Annotated in this window: 20 protein-coding genes; 7 read left to right on the top strand and 13 right to left on the bottom strand. The window is 62.5% G+C overall.

What is annotated here, in order from left to right; genetic code table 11:
- Positions 1-18: 18 nt before the first annotated feature.
- The 8 genes from GXB81_RS01735 to GXB81_RS01700 all read right to left on the bottom strand — a co-directional run bounded on the left by GXB81_RS01735 (position 19) and on the right by GXB81_RS01700 (position 7,488).
- Complete coding sequence (locus tag GXB81_RS01735; RefSeq protein ID WP_167037205.1) at positions 19-834, bottom strand: IclR family transcriptional regulator; 816 nt, start codon at positions 832-834, stop codon at positions 19-21.
- 167 nt (positions 835-1,001) lie between these two features.
- Positions 1,002-1,742 (bottom strand): hypothetical protein, encoded by a 741-nt coding sequence (locus GXB81_RS01730; RefSeq protein ID WP_205988127.1) that lies wholly within the window; start codon positions 1,740-1,742, stop codon positions 1,002-1,004.
- 38 nt (positions 1,743-1,780) lie between these two features.
- Positions 1,781-2,575: an enoyl-CoA hydratase-related protein gene (locus tag GXB81_RS01725; RefSeq protein ID WP_205988126.1), complete on the bottom strand. Its 795-nt coding sequence runs from the start codon at positions 2,573-2,575 to the stop codon at positions 1,781-1,783.
- Positions 2,576-2,626: 51 nt separating this feature from the next.
- Complete coding sequence (locus GXB81_RS01720) at positions 2,627-3,478, bottom strand: ABC transporter ATP-binding protein (protein ID WP_205192501.1); 852 nt, start codon at positions 3,476-3,478, stop codon at positions 2,627-2,629.
- Positions 3,478-3,999, bottom strand: coding sequence for a MaoC/PaaZ C-terminal domain-containing protein (locus tag GXB81_RS01715; protein WP_240158674.1), 522 nt, complete (start codon positions 3,997-3,999; stop codon positions 3,478-3,480). Before GXB81_RS01715 ends, GXB81_RS01720 begins: the two co-directional genes overlap by 1 nt.
- 13 nt (positions 4,000-4,012) lie before the next feature.
- Positions 4,013-5,020 carry an ABC transporter substrate-binding protein gene (locus tag GXB81_RS01710; RefSeq protein WP_167037214.1) on the bottom strand — a complete coding sequence of 336 codons (1,008 nt, stop codon included), beginning with the start codon at positions 5,018-5,020 and terminating at the stop codon, positions 4,013-4,015.
- 95 nt (positions 5,021-5,115) lie between these two features.
- On the bottom strand, positions 5,116-5,982 hold the full coding sequence (locus GXB81_RS01705; protein WP_205988125.1) for an ABC transporter permease: 867 nt from the start codon (positions 5,980-5,982) through the stop codon (positions 5,116-5,118).
- Positions 5,983-6,708: 726 nt separating this feature from the next.
- The gene (locus GXB81_RS01700) at positions 6,709-7,488 is read right to left on the bottom strand and encodes a YkgJ family cysteine cluster protein (protein ID WP_205988124.1); all 780 of its coding nucleotides are present in this window, start codon (positions 7,486-7,488) and stop codon (positions 6,709-6,711) included.
- Between the two features lie 541 nt (positions 7,489-8,029).
- On the opposite strand from GXB81_RS01700, the gene GXB81_RS01695 reads away from it, so the two are divergent.
- Genes GXB81_RS01695 through GXB81_RS01680 form a run of 4 tightly spaced genes read left to right on the top strand, consistent with a single transcriptional unit; the run spans position 8,030 to position 9,341 of the window.
- The gene (locus tag GXB81_RS01695; RefSeq protein ID WP_167037223.1) at positions 8,030-8,548 is read left to right on the top strand and encodes a DUF2778 domain-containing protein; all 519 of its coding nucleotides are present in this window, start codon (positions 8,030-8,032) and stop codon (positions 8,546-8,548) included.
- Entirely contained in the window at positions 8,529-8,789 is a 261-nt protein-coding gene (locus GXB81_RS01690) for a hypothetical protein (RefSeq protein ID WP_167281289.1), read from the top strand. The genes GXB81_RS01695 and GXB81_RS01690 overlap by 20 nt, the downstream gene beginning before the upstream one ends.
- A 49-nt stretch (positions 8,790-8,838) precedes the next feature.
- Positions 8,839-9,012: a hypothetical protein gene (locus GXB81_RS31850; protein WP_345889816.1), complete on the top strand. Its 174-nt coding sequence runs from the start codon at positions 8,839-8,841 to the stop codon at positions 9,010-9,012.
- 20 nt (positions 9,013-9,032) lie between these two features.
- Complete coding sequence (locus GXB81_RS01680) at positions 9,033-9,341, top strand: hypothetical protein (RefSeq protein WP_241016181.1); 309 nt, start codon at positions 9,033-9,035, stop codon at positions 9,339-9,341.
- On the opposite strand, the gene GXB81_RS01675 is transcribed toward GXB81_RS01680, so the two are convergent.
- On the bottom strand, positions 9,331-11,337 hold the full coding sequence (locus GXB81_RS01675) for a gamma-glutamyltransferase family protein (RefSeq protein ID WP_167037235.1): 2,007 nt from the start codon (positions 11,335-11,337) through the stop codon (positions 9,331-9,333). The two genes, GXB81_RS01680 and GXB81_RS01675, sit on opposite strands and share 11 nt — an antisense overlap.
- A gap of 413 nt (positions 11,338-11,750) precedes the next feature.
- On the opposite strand from GXB81_RS01675, the gene GXB81_RS01670 reads away from it, so the two are divergent.
- Positions 11,751-12,812 (top strand): porin, encoded by a 1,062-nt coding sequence (locus GXB81_RS01670; RefSeq protein ID WP_205988123.1) that lies wholly within the window; start codon positions 11,751-11,753, stop codon positions 12,810-12,812.
- 46 nt (positions 12,813-12,858) lie between these two features.
- On the top strand, positions 12,859-13,233 hold the full coding sequence (locus GXB81_RS01665; protein WP_240158677.1) for a BON domain-containing protein: 375 nt from the start codon (positions 12,859-12,861) through the stop codon (positions 13,231-13,233).
- A gap of 40 nt (positions 13,234-13,273) precedes the next feature.
- Here the strand turns inward: GXB81_RS01665 and GXB81_RS01660 are convergent, their stop codons facing one another.
- The 4 genes from GXB81_RS01660 to GXB81_RS01645 all read right to left on the bottom strand — a co-directional run bounded on the left by GXB81_RS01660 (position 13,274) and on the right by GXB81_RS01645 (position 19,410).
- The gene (locus tag GXB81_RS01660; protein ID WP_241016180.1) at positions 13,274-15,205 is read right to left on the bottom strand and encodes an alkyl sulfatase dimerization domain-containing protein; all 1,932 of its coding nucleotides are present in this window, start codon (positions 15,203-15,205) and stop codon (positions 13,274-13,276) included.
- A gap of 73 nt (positions 15,206-15,278) precedes the next feature.
- Positions 15,279-16,580 carry an MFS transporter gene (locus GXB81_RS01655; RefSeq protein WP_205988121.1) on the bottom strand — a complete coding sequence of 434 codons (1,302 nt, stop codon included), beginning with the start codon at positions 16,578-16,580 and terminating at the stop codon, positions 15,279-15,281.
- 82 nt (positions 16,581-16,662) lie between these two features.
- Positions 16,663-17,847 (bottom strand): acyl-CoA dehydrogenase family protein, encoded by a 1,185-nt coding sequence (locus tag GXB81_RS01650; RefSeq protein ID WP_205988162.1) that lies wholly within the window; start codon positions 17,845-17,847, stop codon positions 16,663-16,665.
- 12 nt (positions 17,848-17,859) lie between these two features.
- Complete coding sequence (locus tag GXB81_RS01645; RefSeq protein ID WP_205988120.1) at positions 17,860-19,410, bottom strand: AMP-binding protein; 1,551 nt, start codon at positions 19,408-19,410, stop codon at positions 17,860-17,862.
- A 93-nt stretch (positions 19,411-19,503) separates the two neighbouring features.
- Here GXB81_RS01645 and GXB81_RS01640 point away from each other — a divergent pair, with 93 nt between their 5' ends.
- Positions 19,504-20,421: a LysR family transcriptional regulator gene (locus GXB81_RS01640; RefSeq protein WP_205988119.1), complete on the top strand. Its 918-nt coding sequence runs from the start codon at positions 19,504-19,506 to the stop codon at positions 20,419-20,421.
- Positions 20,422-20,429: the final 8 nt, after the last annotated feature.

Here is a 20,429-nt window from a genome sequence, read left to right as displayed (position 1 = left end):
GACGGCAGGTTCGAGAGCCTATGCGGCAACCATTCGGCTGGTCGAGGCGACCTGACTGGAACGAATCCGCAACGGCCAGAAGGAAGCGAGTTCGGTAGCGGTTTGCAGCACCAGCGGCGCCATTTCGCCGACCCGGTCCTCCGTCATGCGCGCACTCGGCCCTGCGATGCTGACGACGCCGAGCGCCGCGCCACCGCCAGCGGGACGAATCGCCGCCGCGATCGCGCTGACCCCGGGCTCCCCTTCGTTGACCGCGAGGCCATAACCGCGGCGCTTGGTGGCCTCCAGTTCCTTCAACAAGGCATCCAGCGAGCGGATGACGTTCGGGCCATATTTTTCGGCTTCCCCGAAGCCGACACGCAGCACGTTTTCCACGGCCTGCTCGAGAGGCAATGTGGCGAGCCACACCTTGCCGGTGGCCGTCGCATGCAATGGCACCGTGTTGCTGCCGAGGGTCGGCTGATAGAGAAGCCCGCCCGTTGCGCCTTGCGCGTGCGCGACCCAGGTCAACGAAGCGCCGTCGACCACGGCCAGCCGGACGAACTCGCGCGACTGGCCGGCGAGGCGATCCACCAGCGGCTGGCAAATATCGGGGATACCTGTCGCGACGAAAAACTGCTGCCCGAGGATCGCGAGGCGCATTGTCAGCCGATAGAAGCCGGTCTCCGCATCCTGCTCGGCCCATCCCAGGTCGACCAGCGTCGCGAGCAATCGATGCGCGCCGCTTTTGGCCAACTGCAACCGCGCTGCGATTTCGCCGAGCGGCATCGCAACGGCACCATCGGCGAGCAGTTCAATGATGTCCAGGCAGCGCTCTGCGGGTATGTGAGACATATGAGTACCGGTCAAAAAGATGAATGACGCGCGGCGTGCTGACTGATGTCGATGAAGCCGACGCCTCCAACGACGGGGCCATCGGAACGGCCGATATTAACATTGCCTCGCGCACGGCCCCCTGCGAACGGGAGCCTGCGAAGCCCTGTCGAATACGGCCGACGGGTTCAGCGTTCCGCCGCCGGCGAAGGTAGTCGGCAAATCTCCAGCGAATAAACCGCGCCATCCGGGCGCACCGTTGCGCCCAGGTCTGCGAGCTTGCGTACGTCGACGAGATCGCGGGCGCTTGCAGCGGCCTGCGGCGTGGTCGTCTCGATCAGCACGACCCACGCCGGCACGTCGAATTCACGCGTGTCGGACTCGGCCGTGTTCAGGTAGCTGCCCGGCTGGTCGGCCATATACAGATGACAGGCGACCACGCCGGTCAGCGTGGCGATGCGCGGAAACACGTCCGCGCAGAAGTACTCTTTCATTGCATCCGCTTGGGCCGCGGCGACGTCCACGCGCAGCGCAAGGGCATAGCCGCCGCTGCTCGAACCGAGCGAATGCACGATCCGGCACACGGCTCGCGACGTGTTGCGGAAATAGCGCAGCGTATCGACCGTGGCCGGCGTCGGATTGTTGAGCCGCTCCAGATAGGTCGGCGAGACGACCACATCGAGGTCCGCCGCTTCGTACAAGGTCAGCCATTCGGGCGAATGGCCGGGGCAAATGTAGCGCCGTCCGCGACGAAATCCCGGAATGGAGAGACGCTCCGGAATATGCTCCCGGTCATGCCACGCATAGAACGGGTCGAGTCCCGACGGGTCGACGTCGTTCCAGATAAAAACAGCGCCGTCGCCGAGCATTGCGCCGCTCGTGGTTTGAACGTCCCCAAGGGGCAAGGCTGCATGCTTCAGTTCGCTCATGATGTCAACCTGGTTCAGTGATTGTTTCAGTGGCCGCTTCAGTGCCCAATAAAGGACGGCGAACGCTTCGCAAAAAATGCCGCGACGCCCTCATGCAAATCGTTGCTGTCGAATATCTTCTGCTGGGCTACGGTCGACATCGACAGGCCCGCATCCAGCGGCAAATCCTGCGCGGCATCGGCCAGTTCCTTGCCGAGCCGGTTCGATACCGGGCCTCGGGCGACGATAGTCCGCGCCATGTCGTAGGCGAGGTCCAGCGCCGAACCGTCGCGCGCAACGCGGTTCACGACGCCCCAGGCCTGCGCCTGGTCGCAGTCGATGGTCTCGCCGGTGAACAGCATTTCTTTCGCGCGCGCCGGACCGATCAGGCGTGTCAGCCTCACCGACCCGCTGCCGGCCAGGCCGCCCAGTCGCGACTCGGTCAGCCCCATGGCGATCCCATGCCGCGCCACGCGCAGATCGCAGGCGAGAGCAAGCTCGAGCCCGCCGCCGAGCGCCGCGCCGTCGAGCGCCGCGATGGTCGGCATGGGCAGGCGTGCCAGCCGCCGCAGCACCATGTCCTCGAAAAGGATTTTGAATTCGCTGGCGTTCTCGCGAAGATGCGCGAATTCCTTGATGTCGCTGCCCGCGCAAAAAGCGCGTGCCTGACCGCCGTGCACGATCAGGCAGTGAACGTCGTCACGAACCGCGATTTCCGATAACGCGTGGTTCAGCGCACGCAACAGTTCGTGGGTGACCAGGTTGAGCGGTCCGTGGTGAATCCCGAGCGCGGCGATCGCTCCATCCACGTCGAGGGTGACCAGGCGACTCGCGTTTTCCGTTGCAGTGTTCATCTTGCTTCGCTCATGTTGTCCGGCTCATGTTGCCCATTGCAGCGCACAGGTTCAGGAAGCGTGCGTGCCGGCCTTCGGAACCCCAATGCCGTGCAGCACGCCCATGCGTTCGAAGTGCCCATAGATGCGGTCCACGTAGGCGGCGAATTCCGGCGCATCGCCAAGCACGATCGGTCGCGGACGCGGCAGATCCACCACGATCTCGTCCACCACTTCGCCCGGGCTCGGACTCATGACGAAGATGCGGTCCGACAGGCCGACCGCCTCTTCCACGCTATGCGTGATGAAAAGAACGGTAGGCCGGCGGCGCAGCCACAGCGCTTCCAGATCCATCCGCACCTGGAGTCTCGTCAATGCATCGAGTGCGCCGAACGGTTCATCCATGAAGATCACGGACGGGTCGTGAACCAGGGTTCTGACCAGCGAGACACGCTGACGCATGCCGCCCGACAACTGGCGCGGATACTTCTGCATCGCATGCGTCAGGCGCAACTGCTCGAAAAGCTCCTTCGCGCGCGCCTCGATTTTTTTCTTCGGCAGTCCGCGTATATCGGCCTGCAACATCACGTTCTCGAGGGCGGTGCGGAATTCGAGCAGCAGGTGATCCTGAAACGCAATGCCGACGTCGGTGATCGGTTTGGTCACGGCTTTCCCATTGACCAGAATCTCTCCCCGGCTTTGCTTGAGCAGCCCCGCGACCATCAACATCAAGGTACTTTTTCCGCAACCCGACGGCCCCACGATCGAGATGAACTCTCCCGGGTTGACGTCGATGTTGACTTCTTTCAACGCATGAAACGGCTTGTCGCTTTCTTCGCCAAATGTTTTCGCTACTTGCCGAATGCTAATAGGCACGCCCGATTGGGCATCCGCCTCCTGCCTGTCCGCGACTTGCCTGTTCATCACGTTTGCTCCTGACTGGCCGAGGGCGACGCCGTACTGGCCGCAACGGCGGAGAGGGGGACCCTGGACACCAGCAAGGCCTTTTTGCCCTTCTGGACCACGCGGCCGTCCTGATCCACGATCTCGACGTCGAAGGTCGCGATCGCTTGCGTGGGCCGCGACTTGCTCTCGCGAAGTTCGCAGATCTGATAGTTCACGAAGATGGTGTCGCCGACGAAGATGGGATTGAGGAACTTCCATTCGCTAATGCCGAGGAAGGCAATCGCCGTTTCGCGCAGCTCGCCCGTGCGCGCCCACATCAAACCGTGCGCATAGGCGAGTCCGAGCATGCCGTGAGCGACACGGCGGCCGAACTGGCTGTTCTTCGCGTACACGTCGCTGGTGTGAAGCTCGGAGAAGTCGCCGGTGAGACCCGCGAATCCCACGAGGTCCGCATCCGTGATCGTTCGTCCGGGGCTGCGGAAATTCATGCCGACGTAGAGATCGGTGTAACGCAGTCCAATGTTCCGTTGTTCAGTCATAGTAGCCTCTGGTTTATTTGCAGGGACGCAGCGCCGAATCCGGCGGCAGGTAGTCGTTCGTGTAATAGCTCTTCGGGTCGCGTCCCTGCGGCAACAGCCCCACCTGAGACAACTGATCCTGTGTCTTCACCCACAGCGCGTCTTCCGCCTTGCCCACGTACTTCGCGCCGCCGCTGCAGAACAGCGGAGCGACGGCGGCCATCTCGGCGGTTGCCGTCTTCTCGCTCATGTTGGGAAATACCTTCTTCAACGACTTGACTGCCTTCGCCGGATCGTTGAGCGCGGTGCTCCAGCCCTTCAGGCTGGCCGCAATGAACTTCTTGACGACGTCCGGGTTTTCTTTCAGATACGTGTTATTGGCGAATATCGACGTGCTCACGGTCGGAACGCCGTAGTCGGCAAAGCGGAAGTTGTTCAATTGCGCACCCTGCGCTTCCAGTTGAATCTGGTATGAGTCGACCGAGCCCAGAATGGCGTCGACCTGGCCCTGCAGCAGAGTCGGCACCAGCGACGTAAGCGGCATGTTGACGAGATTGACATCGGATTCCTTGAGTCCGTTGGCTTTCAGGAACAACGGGAGCATCGTCGTCTGCGACGAGCCGGACGGCACGCCGACCCGTTTGCCGACCAGATCCTTGATCGATTTGATGCCCGACTTTTTCAGTGCTGACACTTCATTCGGATTGGACTGATAGAGCGTGGCGACCACTTTCATCGGCGCCCCCTTGGCAATGAGCTGGCTGACGGCGACCGCGTCGGCATAGGCGATCTGCGCCCGATTGGCGGCGACCAGTTGAGCCGTGGTGGCCGAGCCGTTGCCCTCCACCAGCGTGACGTCGAGGCCGGCGTCCTTGTAATAGCCTTCCGTCAGCGCGACCGCGAAGCCGGCGTTCGGACCGCCCGCCACCCAGTTCAACTGAAAAGTAACGGGCGTAGCTGCGGCTGCGGTGCCGGTGCTACCCATGACCAGGGCCGAGGTTACGGCTCCGGCGGCGACCAGATTGCGAATAAATCGGTTCATCGTTGTGTCTCCTTATTTTTGGATCGAACTCGGACCGTGTCCGGTTGTTGAGTCGTACTGGCTTGTGCGCCTGCTTGTGTGCCGGCTTCTGCGCTTTATTGCTTGCTGCGTTGCCACGGCGTCATGGCCCACTCCGCAAACTCGACGATGTAGTTGATGGCAATACCGATCACTGTCAGCACGGCGATGACCGCGAACGTCAAACCGATATCCATCGTGCTGGTACCGCGCAGCAGCACGTAACCGAGGCCCTTGTTCGCGCCGACGAACTCGGCGACGATGGCGGCCGTGGCGGCGATGGTCGCCGAGGTCTTGATGCCGGAGAAGATGACCGGCAGCGCGGCGGGAAGACGCAGATAGCGGAAGGTTTGCCACGAGCTGGCGCCCATCGACTTCGTCAGATACAGCAGACGGTTATCGAGAATCTGAAAACCGCTCATGCTCGCCAGCAGCAACGGGAAGAAAGTCATCAGCACGGTCAGCAGAATCTTCGATTCGATACCGAAACCGAGCCATACGAGGAACAACGGAGCAACGGCGATTTTCGGCACGAGTTGCAGGAACATCAGCGGCGGATAAACCACCTGCTTCGCGATCGGAGACAAGGCGATGACCAGCCCGAGCGGAATGGCGGTCAGAATCGTCAGTCCAAAACCCCACACGATTTCGGCAACCGTGACGAGGGAGTTGTCCCACAGCTGAGGCACTTCCTCGATCAGACGCGAGAACACCAGACCCGGCCCGGGCAAAACATAGGACGGAATATCGAAGAGCCGCACCACTGCGGCCCAGAACGCGACGATGGCGACAAACGTCAGCGGCGGCAGCAAATTCCAGCAGATGCGCTTCAGCTTGCGCATCCCTCGCGACGGCCCGGCAGTCGAATTGCCGGCGCGGGCGGATGGGTCTTCGCTGGTGCTGCTTACGCCATCGACCTGGCGCGACGATACCTTGAGTGACATGCCGTCTCCTCTCTGATGGATAGAGTGCGATGCAGGTTTAGCCGATCCCTAACCAGAGCAGCGCGACAGTTGGGATTCATGCCTGAAACGTTGCGGTGTTGCGGTGCCGTGTCAGCCCATGAACAAAGATGCTATGACGTTCTTTGATTGAACTCTATTCCATCTTGAGAAAAACACCTCTAGGGAATTCCACCTAAGGGAAGCCGCCGACTGTCCTGGCGGGGTGTTCAGGCGAATGTCCAGGCAGAGGTGCAGGCGGATAGACAGGCCGGTTGGGGTCTGATTTCAGGCAATTGGGGCGGGATCGTGATGGGGCGCGAGCGCGCTTTGGCTTTGGCTGGATATTGAGGACGGCCTCGCCCGCTATTGGATTTGTACGTAGCAGATAACGGAAATCTTCTAAAGCCGCATGCCGGATTTGGCGACATCGAACACAGGGGGTTGCATTCGAACCCCGCACACACAGGCAATCGCAAGCTTGAATGCCAGGAGCATCGAATTTGCACCGAGCTCTTTCACGATGCCCAATGGGATAACCGATAAGGCGGAACTGATCAATACGATCGCCAATGAATTCCGTCCAACCCTCACGCGCACTGAAGACTAGGCTGCACACAAAATTGCGACCACACGCGCAACCTGGTGCCCTGTTTTTTTAAAGTGTGGAATAAATAAGAACGACCGCCGATGGTGCCGCGTCATCACGCAGAAAGTCCCGCATCACCATCAGTCAGCCGCATGAAACGCGAAATAGCGGAATCCGCTCGTGGCGCTGTCTTCCGATGGCGTGATCTTCGCGCCAATTTCATCGAGAACCTGACGCGTCGAAGAGCGGTTGCTCACGAACGACCATTGCATCGGGTCGACAGATTCGCTGCCGGTCGATTCGCGCGCAGCGGACAGTGCACGGAGCATCGAGTCGCGATCGGGTGAATGGATGGCGAAACCTTCATTCGCCAACGCCGCCGTCGAGATGCCGAGAGCGGCGCATGCTCTCGCTTTCGCGTCCACGTCCTGCGCGTCGACTCTTCTTGACTGTGCCGCAAGCTCCGCGATTTCCGCATCGACAATGACGCCGTGACGCGCGAGGACACGGTTGTCCTGACTCCATGCCTCGGGCGGACAGGCCTTGCTGCCGGGATCGAGCTCGATGAATGGATTGACTTCGGCGGGATAGATCCGGCAGACGCGTGGACGCTTCGTGTACGCACCGCATCGCATGTCCGTCTGCAGAAACGGACACGCCCCTTCGAACGAAGCCACCAGGTTGACGACAATCCGGACCGGAAGCTCGCCACTGGCTGTGGCAAACGATCGCTGCCGCTTATGACGGGCGAGCAGATTATCTTCGGGTGGCTCCTCCGGCCACGGAATCGCCTCGCAGAAGAACTCGACCTCGCCACCATCGCGAAGCCAGACGATCGCTTCATCGATACTCAGTGGTAATCGCAGGTCGTGGCAACACTTTCCGCACATCGTGCAGGCGAAATGGATGGTTTGGCTCATGGCAGGGACGTTGTCGAATTCGGGTTTGTGTGTGCCATGGTAACGTTAGTTCGTTTTTTTCGCGTTTTCTGGAAGACAGGAATCTGCAGAGACGGCTTATGCAATGTGCGTAAACCGTCATGTTGTTTTGGATTGGGTAGCGAACAGATCGACTCGGTGTCCAAATACGCAGTCACTTTCTGGTTTTGCGACCTGAGATGCGTGAAGCCATAAACGGCTCAACGGCTGGGCAAGCAACCTGACACGCAAGACAGTACCTGGAACCAGGCGCACTGCAACGACCGCCATCTCCCCGGCGGTTTTTTGCGATGGCGTTAATTCTCGTCAATTCGCATTTTTCTTTGCCTTGGGTCACTTCCCGATTCTCCGTTATTGAGGCAGTGTAGCGAAGGCGTCGCCCAGGCCACGCGCGCCTTGACTGAAACGCCTCTCTCAATATTAGGATGTCTTACTTGTTATGATCGAATCACGTGGTATTACTTTGATTGCAATATCAAATACACAAACTCGTGCAATGAACGCGGATAAGGGTGCGTGAAAGATGGCTTATACAGGGAAGTTTGTGGTCAATAACGAGCCTCTATCACCGCTCACTATTGTCGGCCTCGGCACATTTAAAGCGTATTCGGGCGACCATCAATATAAAAATCGCGGCGGATGTACGGCGGTACCTAACGACGGACCCATACCAGCGGGCAAATACTGGATCGTTGATCGCCCTACGGGTGGCATGCGCTCCCAGACTTACACGTGGGCTAAAGACACCTTCAATTCCGCATTCGGCACGCCATCGAATCACAATGAATGGTTCGCGCTGTATCGAGATGATGGCATCATTGATGACGTAACCTGGGTCAATGGTGTCAAACGCGGGCAGTTCCGGTTGCACCCGGCAGGCGGTCAAGGTGTTTCACTTGGCTGCATCACTCTGCCACGCCATACTGATTTTATGTTTATCCGGCAAGCACTTCTGGGCACCACTACTGTCCCCGTCCGTAATTCGGGGCTTCACGCATATGGAACGATCGAGGTAGTGACATATGGCAACACTTGTCCGTAGGGTGTTCAAGGTCGCGCTGTTTGTCAGCTTGTTCTGTCTCGCCGTGCCCTATGTTCACACGTACCCTTGGCCGATGCCGGAAAGCCAGTCGGCGATATGGTGGGGTGTGTCGCGCTGGCTTGATATCCGTGATCCCGAAGATTTGTATTTCGTGGTGTGGGTCACCATTGATCTGCTTGTAGCTGCGCTCGTGTATCTCGCGCTCATGAGGCTATGGCGGCACTATCGGGCGAAGCAGTAATCACAGCGCATGTTTCGCCCTGTATCGGAATGACGGAGTAATCGATGATGTGACATGGATCAATGGTGTCAAGCGCGGGCAGTTCCGGTTGCATCCGGCTGACGGTCAAGATGTTTTACTTGGCTGCATCACTCTGCCCGCCATACCGATTTTCTACGTGTCTGGCGCGCACTTCTGCACACCGTCACTATGCCGTCCGCAATTTTGGGTTTCATGCGTATAGAGCGATCGAGGTAATGACACATGGCAACACTTGCCCGTAGGATGTTCAAGATCGCATTGTTTTTCTGTCTATTCGTTCTTTCGGTTCGCTATGTCCGCCCGTCTCCCTATCCAATGACGGAAAGCCAGCTAGACGTCTGGTGGCGTGCTTCGGATTGGCTCGGCATCCGGGACCCAGAAGATCTTATTTTCGTGGCGTGGGTAACGATTGAACTGATCGTAGCAATGCTTACCTATGCGGCAATCATCAGGTTATGGCAACACTGTCCTCACATCCTGACCGCGCGGCGCACTACCAGCCGCCGCGCGGCCCCCATCATCAAGGCTTGAACGTATCGCCAAGCGCAACGCCTTCGCGGCGCGGATCAGTGCCGCCTTGCAGCACGGCGGACTGCCCGAGCGTGACACGCATCACCGTGTTGATGCCGCTCGCCTGCGCAGCCGTCGATACCTTATGTCCGAGCGCGGTCAAGCCTGCGATCAGCGGATCGTGCACGCCGTTATCCGACAGATCGAGATCCGGGTGTTCGCCGCCGATCGTCGTAGTCGGACTGTTGCTCGCGCCGAAGTCCATCAGGCCGGACGACTGCTGCGCGTCGAGCCCCCAGTCGAGCGTACCGACGAGCGTCTTCACCACGTATTGCGGAATCGTGCCGCCGCCCGGCGAACCGGTCGCCATCACGAAGTCGCCCCTGGAGCCGTCCGGCGCGATCTTGAACACCAGCGTCGGCGCCATCGAACTGCGCGGACGCTTGCCCGGCTGCACGCGGTTCGCGATCAGATTGCCGGCACTGTCCGTCGGGGCCGCGGAGAAGTCGGTCAACTGGTTGTTCAGCAGGAAGCCGTGCGTCATGTGGAACGAACCCATGCTCGACTCGACCGTCGTCGTCGCGGTAAGCACGCTGCCGTCGCCGTCGACGATCGTGAACTGGTTCGTGCCGTGCTCGATCTGATTGGCCGCGACACCGACCGGCACCGCGCCGAGATCGCCCGGCTGTGCGGTGCCCATACTCTTCGACATGCTGATCAATGCCGAGCGGCTCTTCAGATAGGGCTTGTTGAGCAGCGTATCCCAGGTGCCGCCCGGTAGCGGGACGAAATCGGTATCGGCAACGTACTTGTCGCGGTCGGCATACGCGAGCCGCTCGGCTTCCGTGATCAGATGCACGGCGGCAACGGTCGGCTTGCCGCCTTCGAGATCGAGCGCGGTCGGCGGCATCGATTTCAGATCGAAGTTCTCGAGAATCCCGAGCGCCGACGCAACCGCGATCCCTCCCGACGACGGCGGCGGCATCCCGCAGACCCAGTAGGCGCGATACGTCGTGCAGACAGGTTCGCGGACTTTCGCCTGATATCCGGCGAGGTCGGAGAGCGTCGTCTTGCCGGGCGTCAGCGTCGAACCGTCGGCGCCCTTCGCGACCGCGATCTTCGCGACGATATCCTGCGCGATCGGACCGGTATAGAGCGCGTTTGCGCCTGATTGCGACATCTGCGTCAGTGCATCCGCATACGCCGGGTTCTTCAGGATCGTGCCGAGCGCCTTCGGCGAGCCGTCCGCATTCATGAAATACGCGGTCGCTTCGGCATCGCGCTTCAGGCTCGATGCATTCGACGCGATTGCCGCGGCAAGGCGCCCGCCGATCGGAAAACCGTTCGTGGCAAGCGAAATCGCGTCGTCGAACAGGCCTTTCCACGGCAGCTTGCCATGATCGCGTTGCAGCGCTTCGATCAGGCGCGGCACGCCGATTGTGCCGATCGAGCGACCGCTCGCGCGCGCGTTGGGTTGCGGCGTCGAGTGATCGCTCGTGTCGTCGACATATTGCAGATAGTTTTCCGTCGCGGCAGCGGGCGCCGTTTCGCGGCCGTCGTAGGCCTGCAGTGTCTTGTTGCGGCCGTCGTAGTACAGCAGCACGCCGCCGGAACCGAGGCCCGTCGCCTCGGGTACCGTGAGGCCGAGCACCGCCTGCACGGCGACGGCCGCATCGGCTGCCGTGCCGCCCCGTTTCAGCACGGCGCAACCGGCCGCGCTGGCGTAAGCGTTCGAGGTCACGACCATATAGGTTTTTGCGTAGCTCGGTTTGAGTCCTGTCCGGTATCCGGACGCGGCTTCGGGAAGCGACGGATCGCCGGGCTGGTTCGAGCCGACCACGACGGTCGAGCCGTTGTTGTCGACCGCGAGGCAGCTTGTGTCGGCGGTAGGCGGCGACGTCGGAGACGGAGAGGTCGATGGCTGGGACTTCAGGTTATCGGAATCGCCGTTGCAGGCGCTCATCAAGGCAGCGGCGAACAGCACGGAAGCGTAAGGCCGGATCGTGTTGATTTTCATTGTCGAGGTTCGGCGTTGTCGTTCAGGAGATCGGAATCGAGGTGGGGCCTGCCGCTGAATGGTTTCTTAAAATATTCAGAAAGGCAATTGGAATAAATCCCACTTACGGAGGGATTACAGCAATCGCCTGTGGTGCCGGCCACAACCCGCCGATATCTCGTCGCCGTCCGCATCGCGGCCCTTGCCGATACCCAACGCGACCACACGCTCTGCCGGAAACAGAGGCCCGGCTACCCCGGCCTCGCGTTAACACGGACATTTCCACAAGGAATGGTTCTATTCCCGACGCTTGATGGCCGAGGGCGTTCTCCTGCTCCACACTATCCGAAGGCAGCGACGAATCTGTCGGGACGAATCTGTCATCGCCCATCACTTCGCATGCCTTATCGAATAACAACGAACGAAGGAGACACATGAAAAAGATCGTTTTATCCGCGCTGATTGCCGGTCTGTCACCCTGTCTGTCCCATGCGCAATCCAGCGTCACGCTGTATGGCGACATCGGCGCAGGCGTGCGCTGGGTCAATAATCAGAAGGGCGGTAGCGCAGTCATGTTCAACAACAACATCCTCGCCGTGAATCGTTTCGGCCTTTACGGCAAGGAAGACCTCGGTAATGGCCTCTCTGCGATCTTCAAGCTCGAAAACGCCTTCAACAGCGGAACCGGCGCCTTGAAGAACGCCGGCGTGCTCTTCTCGCAGGCAGCGTTCGTCGGTCTTTCAAACGACTTCGGGCGGCTGACCTTCGGCCGCCAGGTCAGCGCGAGCGAGTACTTCGCCACGCTCGTCGATCCCACCGGCGGTCAGGCACAGTCGCTCGCCATCCAGCCCAACGCGCTCTACTTCTTCAACTACTTCACCGACGACACGCGCTTTAACAACACGATCAGCTATATCGGCCACGCGGGCGGCTTCCACTTTGGCGGCAGCTATTCGCCGGGCGGCGTCGCCGGCAATCTGCGCTCGGGCACCAATGTCTCCGGAACCGCCATGTACCAATGGGGGCCGGCACTCGGAGGCTTCGGCTATCAGAAAACCTGGAGCGCGACCGCGACGCAATGGGCTCAGACCTTCCACACCGGCGGCTCGCTGCAACTCGGTCCTGCGCGCCTCTACATGAGCTACGCCGATTTCAGCGTAAGCGCCGCCACCGAAGGCCAGCCCACCCGGCGCGATCATATTCCGAGCATCGGCGTGATGGTCGTGGCCACCCCCGAGCTGCAATTCACGGCGGCCGCGTACTACGACAGCGCCCGTCATCTCGCCAACGCCCAGGACGGCAGCGGGCACAAGGTCACGACCTTTGCCATCGCCGAGTACTACCTCTCGAAGCGCACCGAGCTTTACGCCGAAGCCGACTACAACGGCTTCTCCGGCGCCTATCGAACCGATGCCCTGAACATCGCGGGGCTCGGCATGCGCAGCGGCGCAAGCTCGACGACCGGCGTCACGCTCGGCCTCATGACACGGTTCTAGGTAGTTTTGCCGCGCCTTTCCTTACTCTGCACTCACACGTCACAACATGAAGATATCCACTCGCATCCCATGCATCGCCGTCGCGGTGATGCTCGCCGTGCTCAGCGACTGCGCGAGCGCCCAACCGGCTGCCGCTGAGGCCGCGCCCTCGTCCGCGACCGGCACGAAGGCCGCCGCAAGCGACGCCAAAGCCGCCAGGGCCGCGAACCGCAAGCTCGCGCACCGCGTGGAAAACGCGCTGGCGCGCACGCGCGGCCTGAACTCCGCGCGCATCATCGTGACAGTACGCGACGGACACGTCACGCTCTCCGGCGCCGTGAACTACAACGAGCAGATTACGTTCGCGGTCGAGGCCGCGCGCAAGGTTGAAGGCGTCATCGACGTCGATAACCGCATTCGCGTATCGGGCGCCTCGCTCTGACGGTCGCATCCGGCTGCGCGCCGGATGCGCCTGCACGACATCACGGCTCGACGACGTTAAAACGTCCGTCGGGCTTTTCCAGCGTCTTGAGGAACGCGCCGAACAGCGCCTTGGTGCCTTCGAGCACGATCTCGCCTTCCGCCAGAGCGGCACCGAACTGCGTCTGGCCGAGCAGAATGCGGTCGAGCGTGGCACGCGTCATGGCGATATCCAGGTCGTGGCCTTCGCGATGCGGCGTAGCCGACCAGGTCAGCGCGCCATGCTTCAGATACAGCGCATAGCACGCATCGCGGTCGGTGAAACGCCACGTCATGCGAATGTCGAGCGTCTGCGCCTTGAGGCCGTCGACCATCACGGCCAGGTAGTCGAAAAATGCGCCATCGCTCAGCACACGCACGAGGTCCTGGCTGCGCATGATCTGCCCAGCCCCCGCTCCCGCGCCTTCGCGCAACTCGCGCGCGCCAAGCAGGTAGGCATTTCGCCACGTCGCGGATTCCGCCTGAAAGCCCATCTGTTCGAGCGCCGCCGCGCCCAGTTCGCGCGCCTCGCGCAGCGTCGGCTGCGCGAACACGAGGCGGTTCATCACCTCGGCGACCCAGCGATACTCGCCGCGCTCGAAATCGCGGCGCGCGCGTTCGAGCATCGCCTCGGCACCCCCCATGTACTCCACGTAGCGCGGCGCGGAAAGCTCGTCCGGCAAGGCGTGCAGATGCGCCGGATTGCCGTCGTACCAGCTCAGGTAGCGCTGATAGATCGCCTTCACATTGTGCGACACCGTGCCGTAATAGCCGCGCGTATGCCATTGCGCGGCAAGCGTATCGGGCAGCGTCATCCGTTCGGCGATTTCGGCGGCGGTTCCGCCGCGATTCATCATGCGCAGCGTCTGGTCGTGCAGATACTTGTAGAGATCGCGCTGCTGTTCGAGAAAGCGCGTGAGGCGCGCGGTGCCCCACGTGGGCCAGTGATGCTGCGCGAACACGACGTCCGCGCCGCCCGCGTAGCGTTCGAGCGCCTGATGCAGATAGCTCGACCAGGCCCTCGCGTTGCGCACCTGCGCGCCGCGCAGCGGACACAGGTTGTGCAGCGTGCGCGTGCCGTTCTCCGCCACGTTCAGCGCCCGCAATTGCGGAAAGAAGAAGTGCATTTCGGCAGGCGCCTCGCTATCGGGCGTGAGCTGGAACACGATCTCGATGCCGTCGATCGCATGTGTTTCGCTTTCCTGATGAATCAGCTGGGTCGGCTCGATGAGTGTAACGGTGCCGTTCGGCATCGTCTTGCCGAGCCCCGCGTCGATCTGGCAGCAGGCATTGCGCGCGAGCGTCTGGCCGAACTGGAATTGCGAGCGCCGCTCCATGGCCGTGCCCGCCATCACGTTTTCCGCGACGGCCTCTTCCATGAAACCCGCCGGTGCGATCACGGCGACCTCGCCCGCGCGCACGCGTGCCTCGTCGACCACGCCTTTCACGCCGCCAAAGTGATCGGTATGGCTATGGCTGTAGATCACGGCGCGAACAGGCCGGCGCGGCCGGTGCGCGTAGAAGAGTTCGAGTGCCGCCTGCGCCGTTTCGCGGCACGTGAGCGGATCGATGATGATGAGCCCCGTATCGCCTTCGATCAGCGTCATGTTCGCGAGATCGAAGCCACGCACCTGATAAATGCGCGGCGTGACCTCGAACAGCCCATGCAGGCGATTGAGCCGCGCCTGACGCCATAGCGCGGGATGCGCCGTGGGCGGCGCGGCTGCTTCGTCGAGAAACGCATAGTCGGCCATGCTCCAGACGAGCCGGCCATAGGCATCGCGAATCTCGGCGTCGGCAAGCGTGCCGATAAAGCCGCGTTGCGCTTCTTCCATGTCGAGATCGTCGTTCGCGGGCAGAGCCTGCAACGCGTTGCGATGAGCTTGCCGGGTCGCCTCGGTCGCGCGCTGCACGGGCAGATCGGCAAGCGCCGATGAAGTCGGAGTGTTTTGCATGACGTGATGAAATGAGAGACGCGCAGGACCAGCGGCCCTGCGCAGGGGAATAACGGCGAAAGCGCCGCCGCGCTCAGGACAACACGGCTTCGGCTTCGCGCACGGTTTGCATGGCGGCACGCGAGCGCTGCGGGTCGAGCCAGCGCGCGCACAGCACGCCGCAGCCGATCAGCACGAAGCCGCACAGCACGCACGATTGCTCGAAACCTTGCGCCGTGGCCGTCACGCCGTGCGCGTGCTGGATCAGCACGCCCGTGAGCACGGGCGCGGCGAGTCCGGCCAGCGAGCCAATCGCGTTGCTCAACGCGAGGACCGCGCCGCGCTGACCATCCGGTGCGACTTCGCTGAGCATGGCGGGGCCGACCGAATACATCGCGAGCGTGAGCCCGCTGCTCAGCGTGAGCATCAGTACCTTCACGAGCGGCCCGAGCGCGGGCAGATACACCGCGAAGCGCAGAACACCGGCCACCACCAGCGCAATGGCGATAAAGACGCCGCGCGACTTGCGCGACGGCACCCCCGCGCCCAGCAGATGCTGCGAGAACCACGCGAGCCCAAGGCCCATCGGCGTAGTGATCGCGACGAACAGCGCGAAAAGCCGCCCCGAATTCGCCGCGCTGAAGCCCAGTCCGGCCTGGAGATAGTGTGGCATCCACGTGAGGCTGGTGGCGAGCACCCAGTTGGCTGCGAAATGCCCGCAGAAATTGCCGGCCACGGTACGGTCAGCCAGCAGCGTGCGCCAGGGCACGCGCCGCTCGTCACGCAGGGCGCGCGGCCGTTCGAGCGGACCCTCGGCGCCGAAGAAAAACCAGCACACGCACCACACGAAGCCGAGCGCGGCCAGCACGGCGAAGTTGGCACGCCAGCCCCAGCGCGCGGTGATGACCGGTATCGCGAGGCCGGCAACGAACAGGCCCAGCGCGCTGCCCTGATAGAGCACGGCAGCGGGCAGCCCACGCTTCTGGTCCGGAAACCACTTGTAAAGCGCGTGCAGCGAAACGGGCGACGCCGGACCTTCACCGGCACCGAGCAGCACGCGCGTGACGAGCGCGACCGTCATCGAACCCGCGAAGAGCATCGGCAATTGCAGCAGCGACCACGAAAGCGCCATCAGCAGCAGGATGGCGCGCGTGGCAACGCGGTCCGCCAGCACGCCGCCCACCACGGCGGCAATCGCGAAGAGCCAGTTGAGGCTGCCGCCGATCAGCCCGAACTGCGTGGGCGTGAGGCCGAGGTCGCGCATCATCGGCACGGAGATCATGCCGAGCACCACCTTGTCGAGGAAGTTCACCGTCATCAGCAACGCGAGCATGATGGCGATCGACCACGCGCGTGCGGGCCGATAGTTGTGGTTGTCTCTGCCGTATGCGGACATCCTTGTCTCCAGTCTTTTTCTCTTGCTCGCCGCCAGGCGGCAGCGCGAACCCCACGGGTTCATCCAGCCTGCTCTTTACCGCTTACGAGCCCTGCGCGCCGCCGGTATCGAGAATCGCGCGCGCAATCGTGTTGCGCTGAATCTCGCTCGTCCCTGTGAAAATGCGGAACATCCTCAGCTTGCGGAACGCCTGCTCCACCGGGTGATGACGCGTCACGCCCACGTTGCCGTGAATCTGCACTGCCTTGTCGGCAATCTCGAAGCAGCGTTCGGAAACGAACACCTTGCACGCGGCCGCCTTCATGCGCAGGTCGCCGCCGGCATCCGCGAGCATGGCCGTCTGCGCAATCATGCTTTCGCAGGCCCACAGCGCGGCCGCCATGTCGGCCAGCATGTGCTGGATCGCCTGAAACCTCGCAATCGGGCCACCGAACTGCCGCCGGCTGCGCGCGTAATCGAGCGACGCTTCGTACACCGAGGTCGCGAGCCCGAGCATGGTCGGGCAATGTAGCAGACGGTTCACGTTGATGCGCGACATGCCGAGCTTGAAGCCGTTACCCGCGCCGCCGAACAGGTTGGTGCGCGGCACGCGCACGTTCTCGAAGCGGATGTCCGCGTCGATATGCTGGCCCGACATCGGCACGTACGCCTGTTCGACCGTCACGCCCGGCAGATCGAGATCGACGAGTACCGCACTGATGGCGGGCGGCGTGGCCGTGGCGTCGGTCACGCACATCACGATCGCGAAGTCCGCGAACGGCGCCCCGCTGATGTAGTGCTTATGGCCGTTCACGATCAGATCGTCGCCGTCCGCCACGGCGCTCGTCGCGATGCTCTGCGCGTCCGAGCCCGAATGCGGCTCGGTCAACGCGAAGCAGGTCGACTTCTCGCCACGTATCACCGGCATGAAGTAACGCTGCAACTGGTCCGGCGTCGCGTACTTGAGCATGTTGCCCACACGCGGCGGCCCGCCCAGATCGCCGAGCACGTGCATCGCGAGCGAGCAGCCGCTCGCCGCGAGATCGGCTTTCAGCGCGCACTGCTGCAGAATCGAAAAGCCCTTGCCGCCCAGTTGCACCGGCAGGCACGCCGAGTAATAGCCGAGTTCGGCGGAACGCCGCCACACGCGCCGCAACACGTCCTTCGGCCAGACGCTCTCCGAATCGAGACCGAGTTCGCGCTCCGTCGGCGTGAGTTCATCGGCCACGAAATGGCGAATGCCCTCGCGCGTGGCGTCGAATACCGCGTCGCCTACCTGTTCGAACATCATGGGAAATCCTCAGTTGATGCGCCGCTCCGCGCCTTGCCAGTACTGTTCACGCACGATCTTGCGCGCGATCTTGCCGCTCGCGTTGCGCGGCAGTTCCGCGACGAAACTGATCGAGCGCGGCAGCTTGTAGTCGGCGAGCAGGCTGCGGCAATGCGCGACCAGCGCGTCCTGATTCGCCGTACACTGCGGCTTGAGCACCACCGCCGCTTTCACGCCCTCGCCCCAGCGCTCGTCGGGCACGCTGAACACACAGGCTTCGAGCACGTCGGGATGCTGATAGAGCACGGCCTCGACCTCGGTCGGATAAACGTTGAAGCCGCCCGAAACGATCATGTCTTTCTTGCGGTCGACCAGATACAGGTAACCGTCTTCATCGGTGCGCGCGAGATCGCCCGTCATCAGCCAGCCGTTCACGAGCACTTCGGCCGTGAGGTCGGGCGCGCCCCAGTAACCCTTGAAAACGTCCTCGCCGCGCACCGCAATCTCGCCGACTTCGCCCGCCGCCAGCGGCCGCCCGTCTTCGCCTAGCACGCACACTTCGGTCTCGCCCATCGGCCGCCCGCACGAGGCGAGACGTTCCGGCCGCTGCGCAATCGCATACGCGTGGTCCGCAATCGTGAGACGCGTGACGCCCGAGGTCGATTCGCTCGCGCCATAGCCTTGCGAGAGAATCGGCCCGAAGCGCGCCCACGCTTCCTGAATGCGCGCGGGAGCCATCGGCGCGGCGCCATACGAGAGCGACTTCAGCGCGCTCAGGTCGGTGTGCGCGAGCGCGGGCTCGTTGAGCAGCATGTTGATCATCGCCGGCACCATGAAGACGTGCGTGACGCGTAGCCGTTCGAGATCGGCGAGAAATTGCGCGGTCTCGAATGCGTCGAACAGCACGAGCGTGGCGCCGCAATAGAGAAACGGCTGCATGAGCATGCCCGACGCGTGCGTGATCGGCCCGACGAGCGCGAGCCGGTCACCGGGGCGCGGCTGCGTGTCCATGCCGATCAGCAGCTTGCGCAGCGACGCCATGCGGTTGCCGTAGCTTTGCATCGCGGCCTTGATCTTGCCGGTCGAGCCCGACGAGAAATGCAGCACGGCGAGATCGTTCGCGTGACTGGCGAAATCGGGCGCGTGCGAGGCGGCCCGGCCCAACAGCGCTTCGTAATCGACATAGCCTTCGGCGCCGCCGATGGCGATGAACGTCTCGACGCTCGCAAAGCCCAGTGTGGCGCGCGTATAGCCCGTATAACCGCGGCCCGCGATCAGCACGCGCGGCGTGCAGTTTTCCACCACGTCCGACGCTTCGGCCGTCGTAAAGCGCGGATTGAGCGCCGCTTTCACGAGACCCGTCTTGTACAGCGCGCTTTCGATCTCGACCAGTTCCGTGCAGTTGCGCGACTGCACCGCCACGCGGTCGCCGCGTCGCAGACCAAGGGCGATAAGCGCGTGTGCAAGCTGGTTCGAACGCGCCTCGAGTTGCCGGTAAGTGAGCGGGCGGTCGCGATGGATCACGGCGGGCACGTCACCCCAGAAGGCCGCCGCGCGCCGCAGAAAATACGGAAAGCTCATTCAGGTCTCCAATGAATGTCGAGCCAGTGTGTAAGATATCGCTCATTCCCGCAATGAAGCGGTGGCTATAAACCCATAACCAAGGGGAATGGCATGGAGACACGCGATCTGGACTATCTGCTGGAAGTCCGTCGCTGCGGCAGCATCGGCAAGGCCGCGGAAGCACTCGGCATGAGTCAGCCCGCGCTGACCAAAGCGATCAAGCGCATCGAGAGTGAAGTGGGCCAGGCGGTGTTTCATCGCGGCCCGAACGGCGTCGCGCTCACGCCTGGCGGCGCGGTGTTCGTCGAGCGCGCGCAGCGTATCGCGCTCGAATACGAAGACGCGCTCAAGGAACTGCGCGCGATCCAGACCGGCGAGCAAGGCATTCTGCGCGTGGGCTATTCGCCCACGGTGCCCGACTCGATCGTGCTGCGCGCCTGCCGGCAGTTGATGAACGAGCGCCCGGCCGCGCGGCTGCGTCTGCGGCGGCGGCTCGCGAACGACCTGTTCACGCTGATGAAGGCCGGCGAACTGGACATGGCCGTCGCGCCCGAGCCGCCGGACATGAGCAAGGAGTTCGACACGCTGCCGCTCTTTCGCGATCGTCTGCATGTGATGGCCGACGAATCGCACCCGCTGCACCGCAAGACGCGGCTCAGGCTGCACGATCTGGCGAATGAGGAATGGTTGCTGCCGGGCATGAACATCCCGCTGCGCCGCCAGGTGAACGACGCTTTTCGCCACCAGGGATTGCCTGAACCGGCGTTGCGGGTCGAAACGGACTTCGCGATTCCCGCGCTGCTCGAACTGGTGCGCGGCTCGCGCATGCTCTGCATCGCGGGCAATGCGACGGCCAACTCGCAGAGCGGAATCTTGCCTCTGAATGTCGACGAGACCGAGTTGAATCTCGCGCGCAACGTCGGCGCGGTGTTACGCACGGGCGGCTATGTCTCGCCGCTCGCGCAGCGGCTCGTGGAGTTGCTGCAACGCGCGCGGCCGCACGCGGGCCGGCTTGTGCCGATGGAGTGAGGTTGCGC

The organism is Paraburkholderia sp. Ac-20336 (genome assembly GCF_017105025.1).
GTDB lineage: Bacteria > Pseudomonadota > Gammaproteobacteria > Burkholderiales > Burkholderiaceae > Paraburkholderia.
The sequence above is the reverse complement of the archived record's forward strand: the minus strand, read 5'-3'. Positions and strand labels throughout refer to the sequence as shown.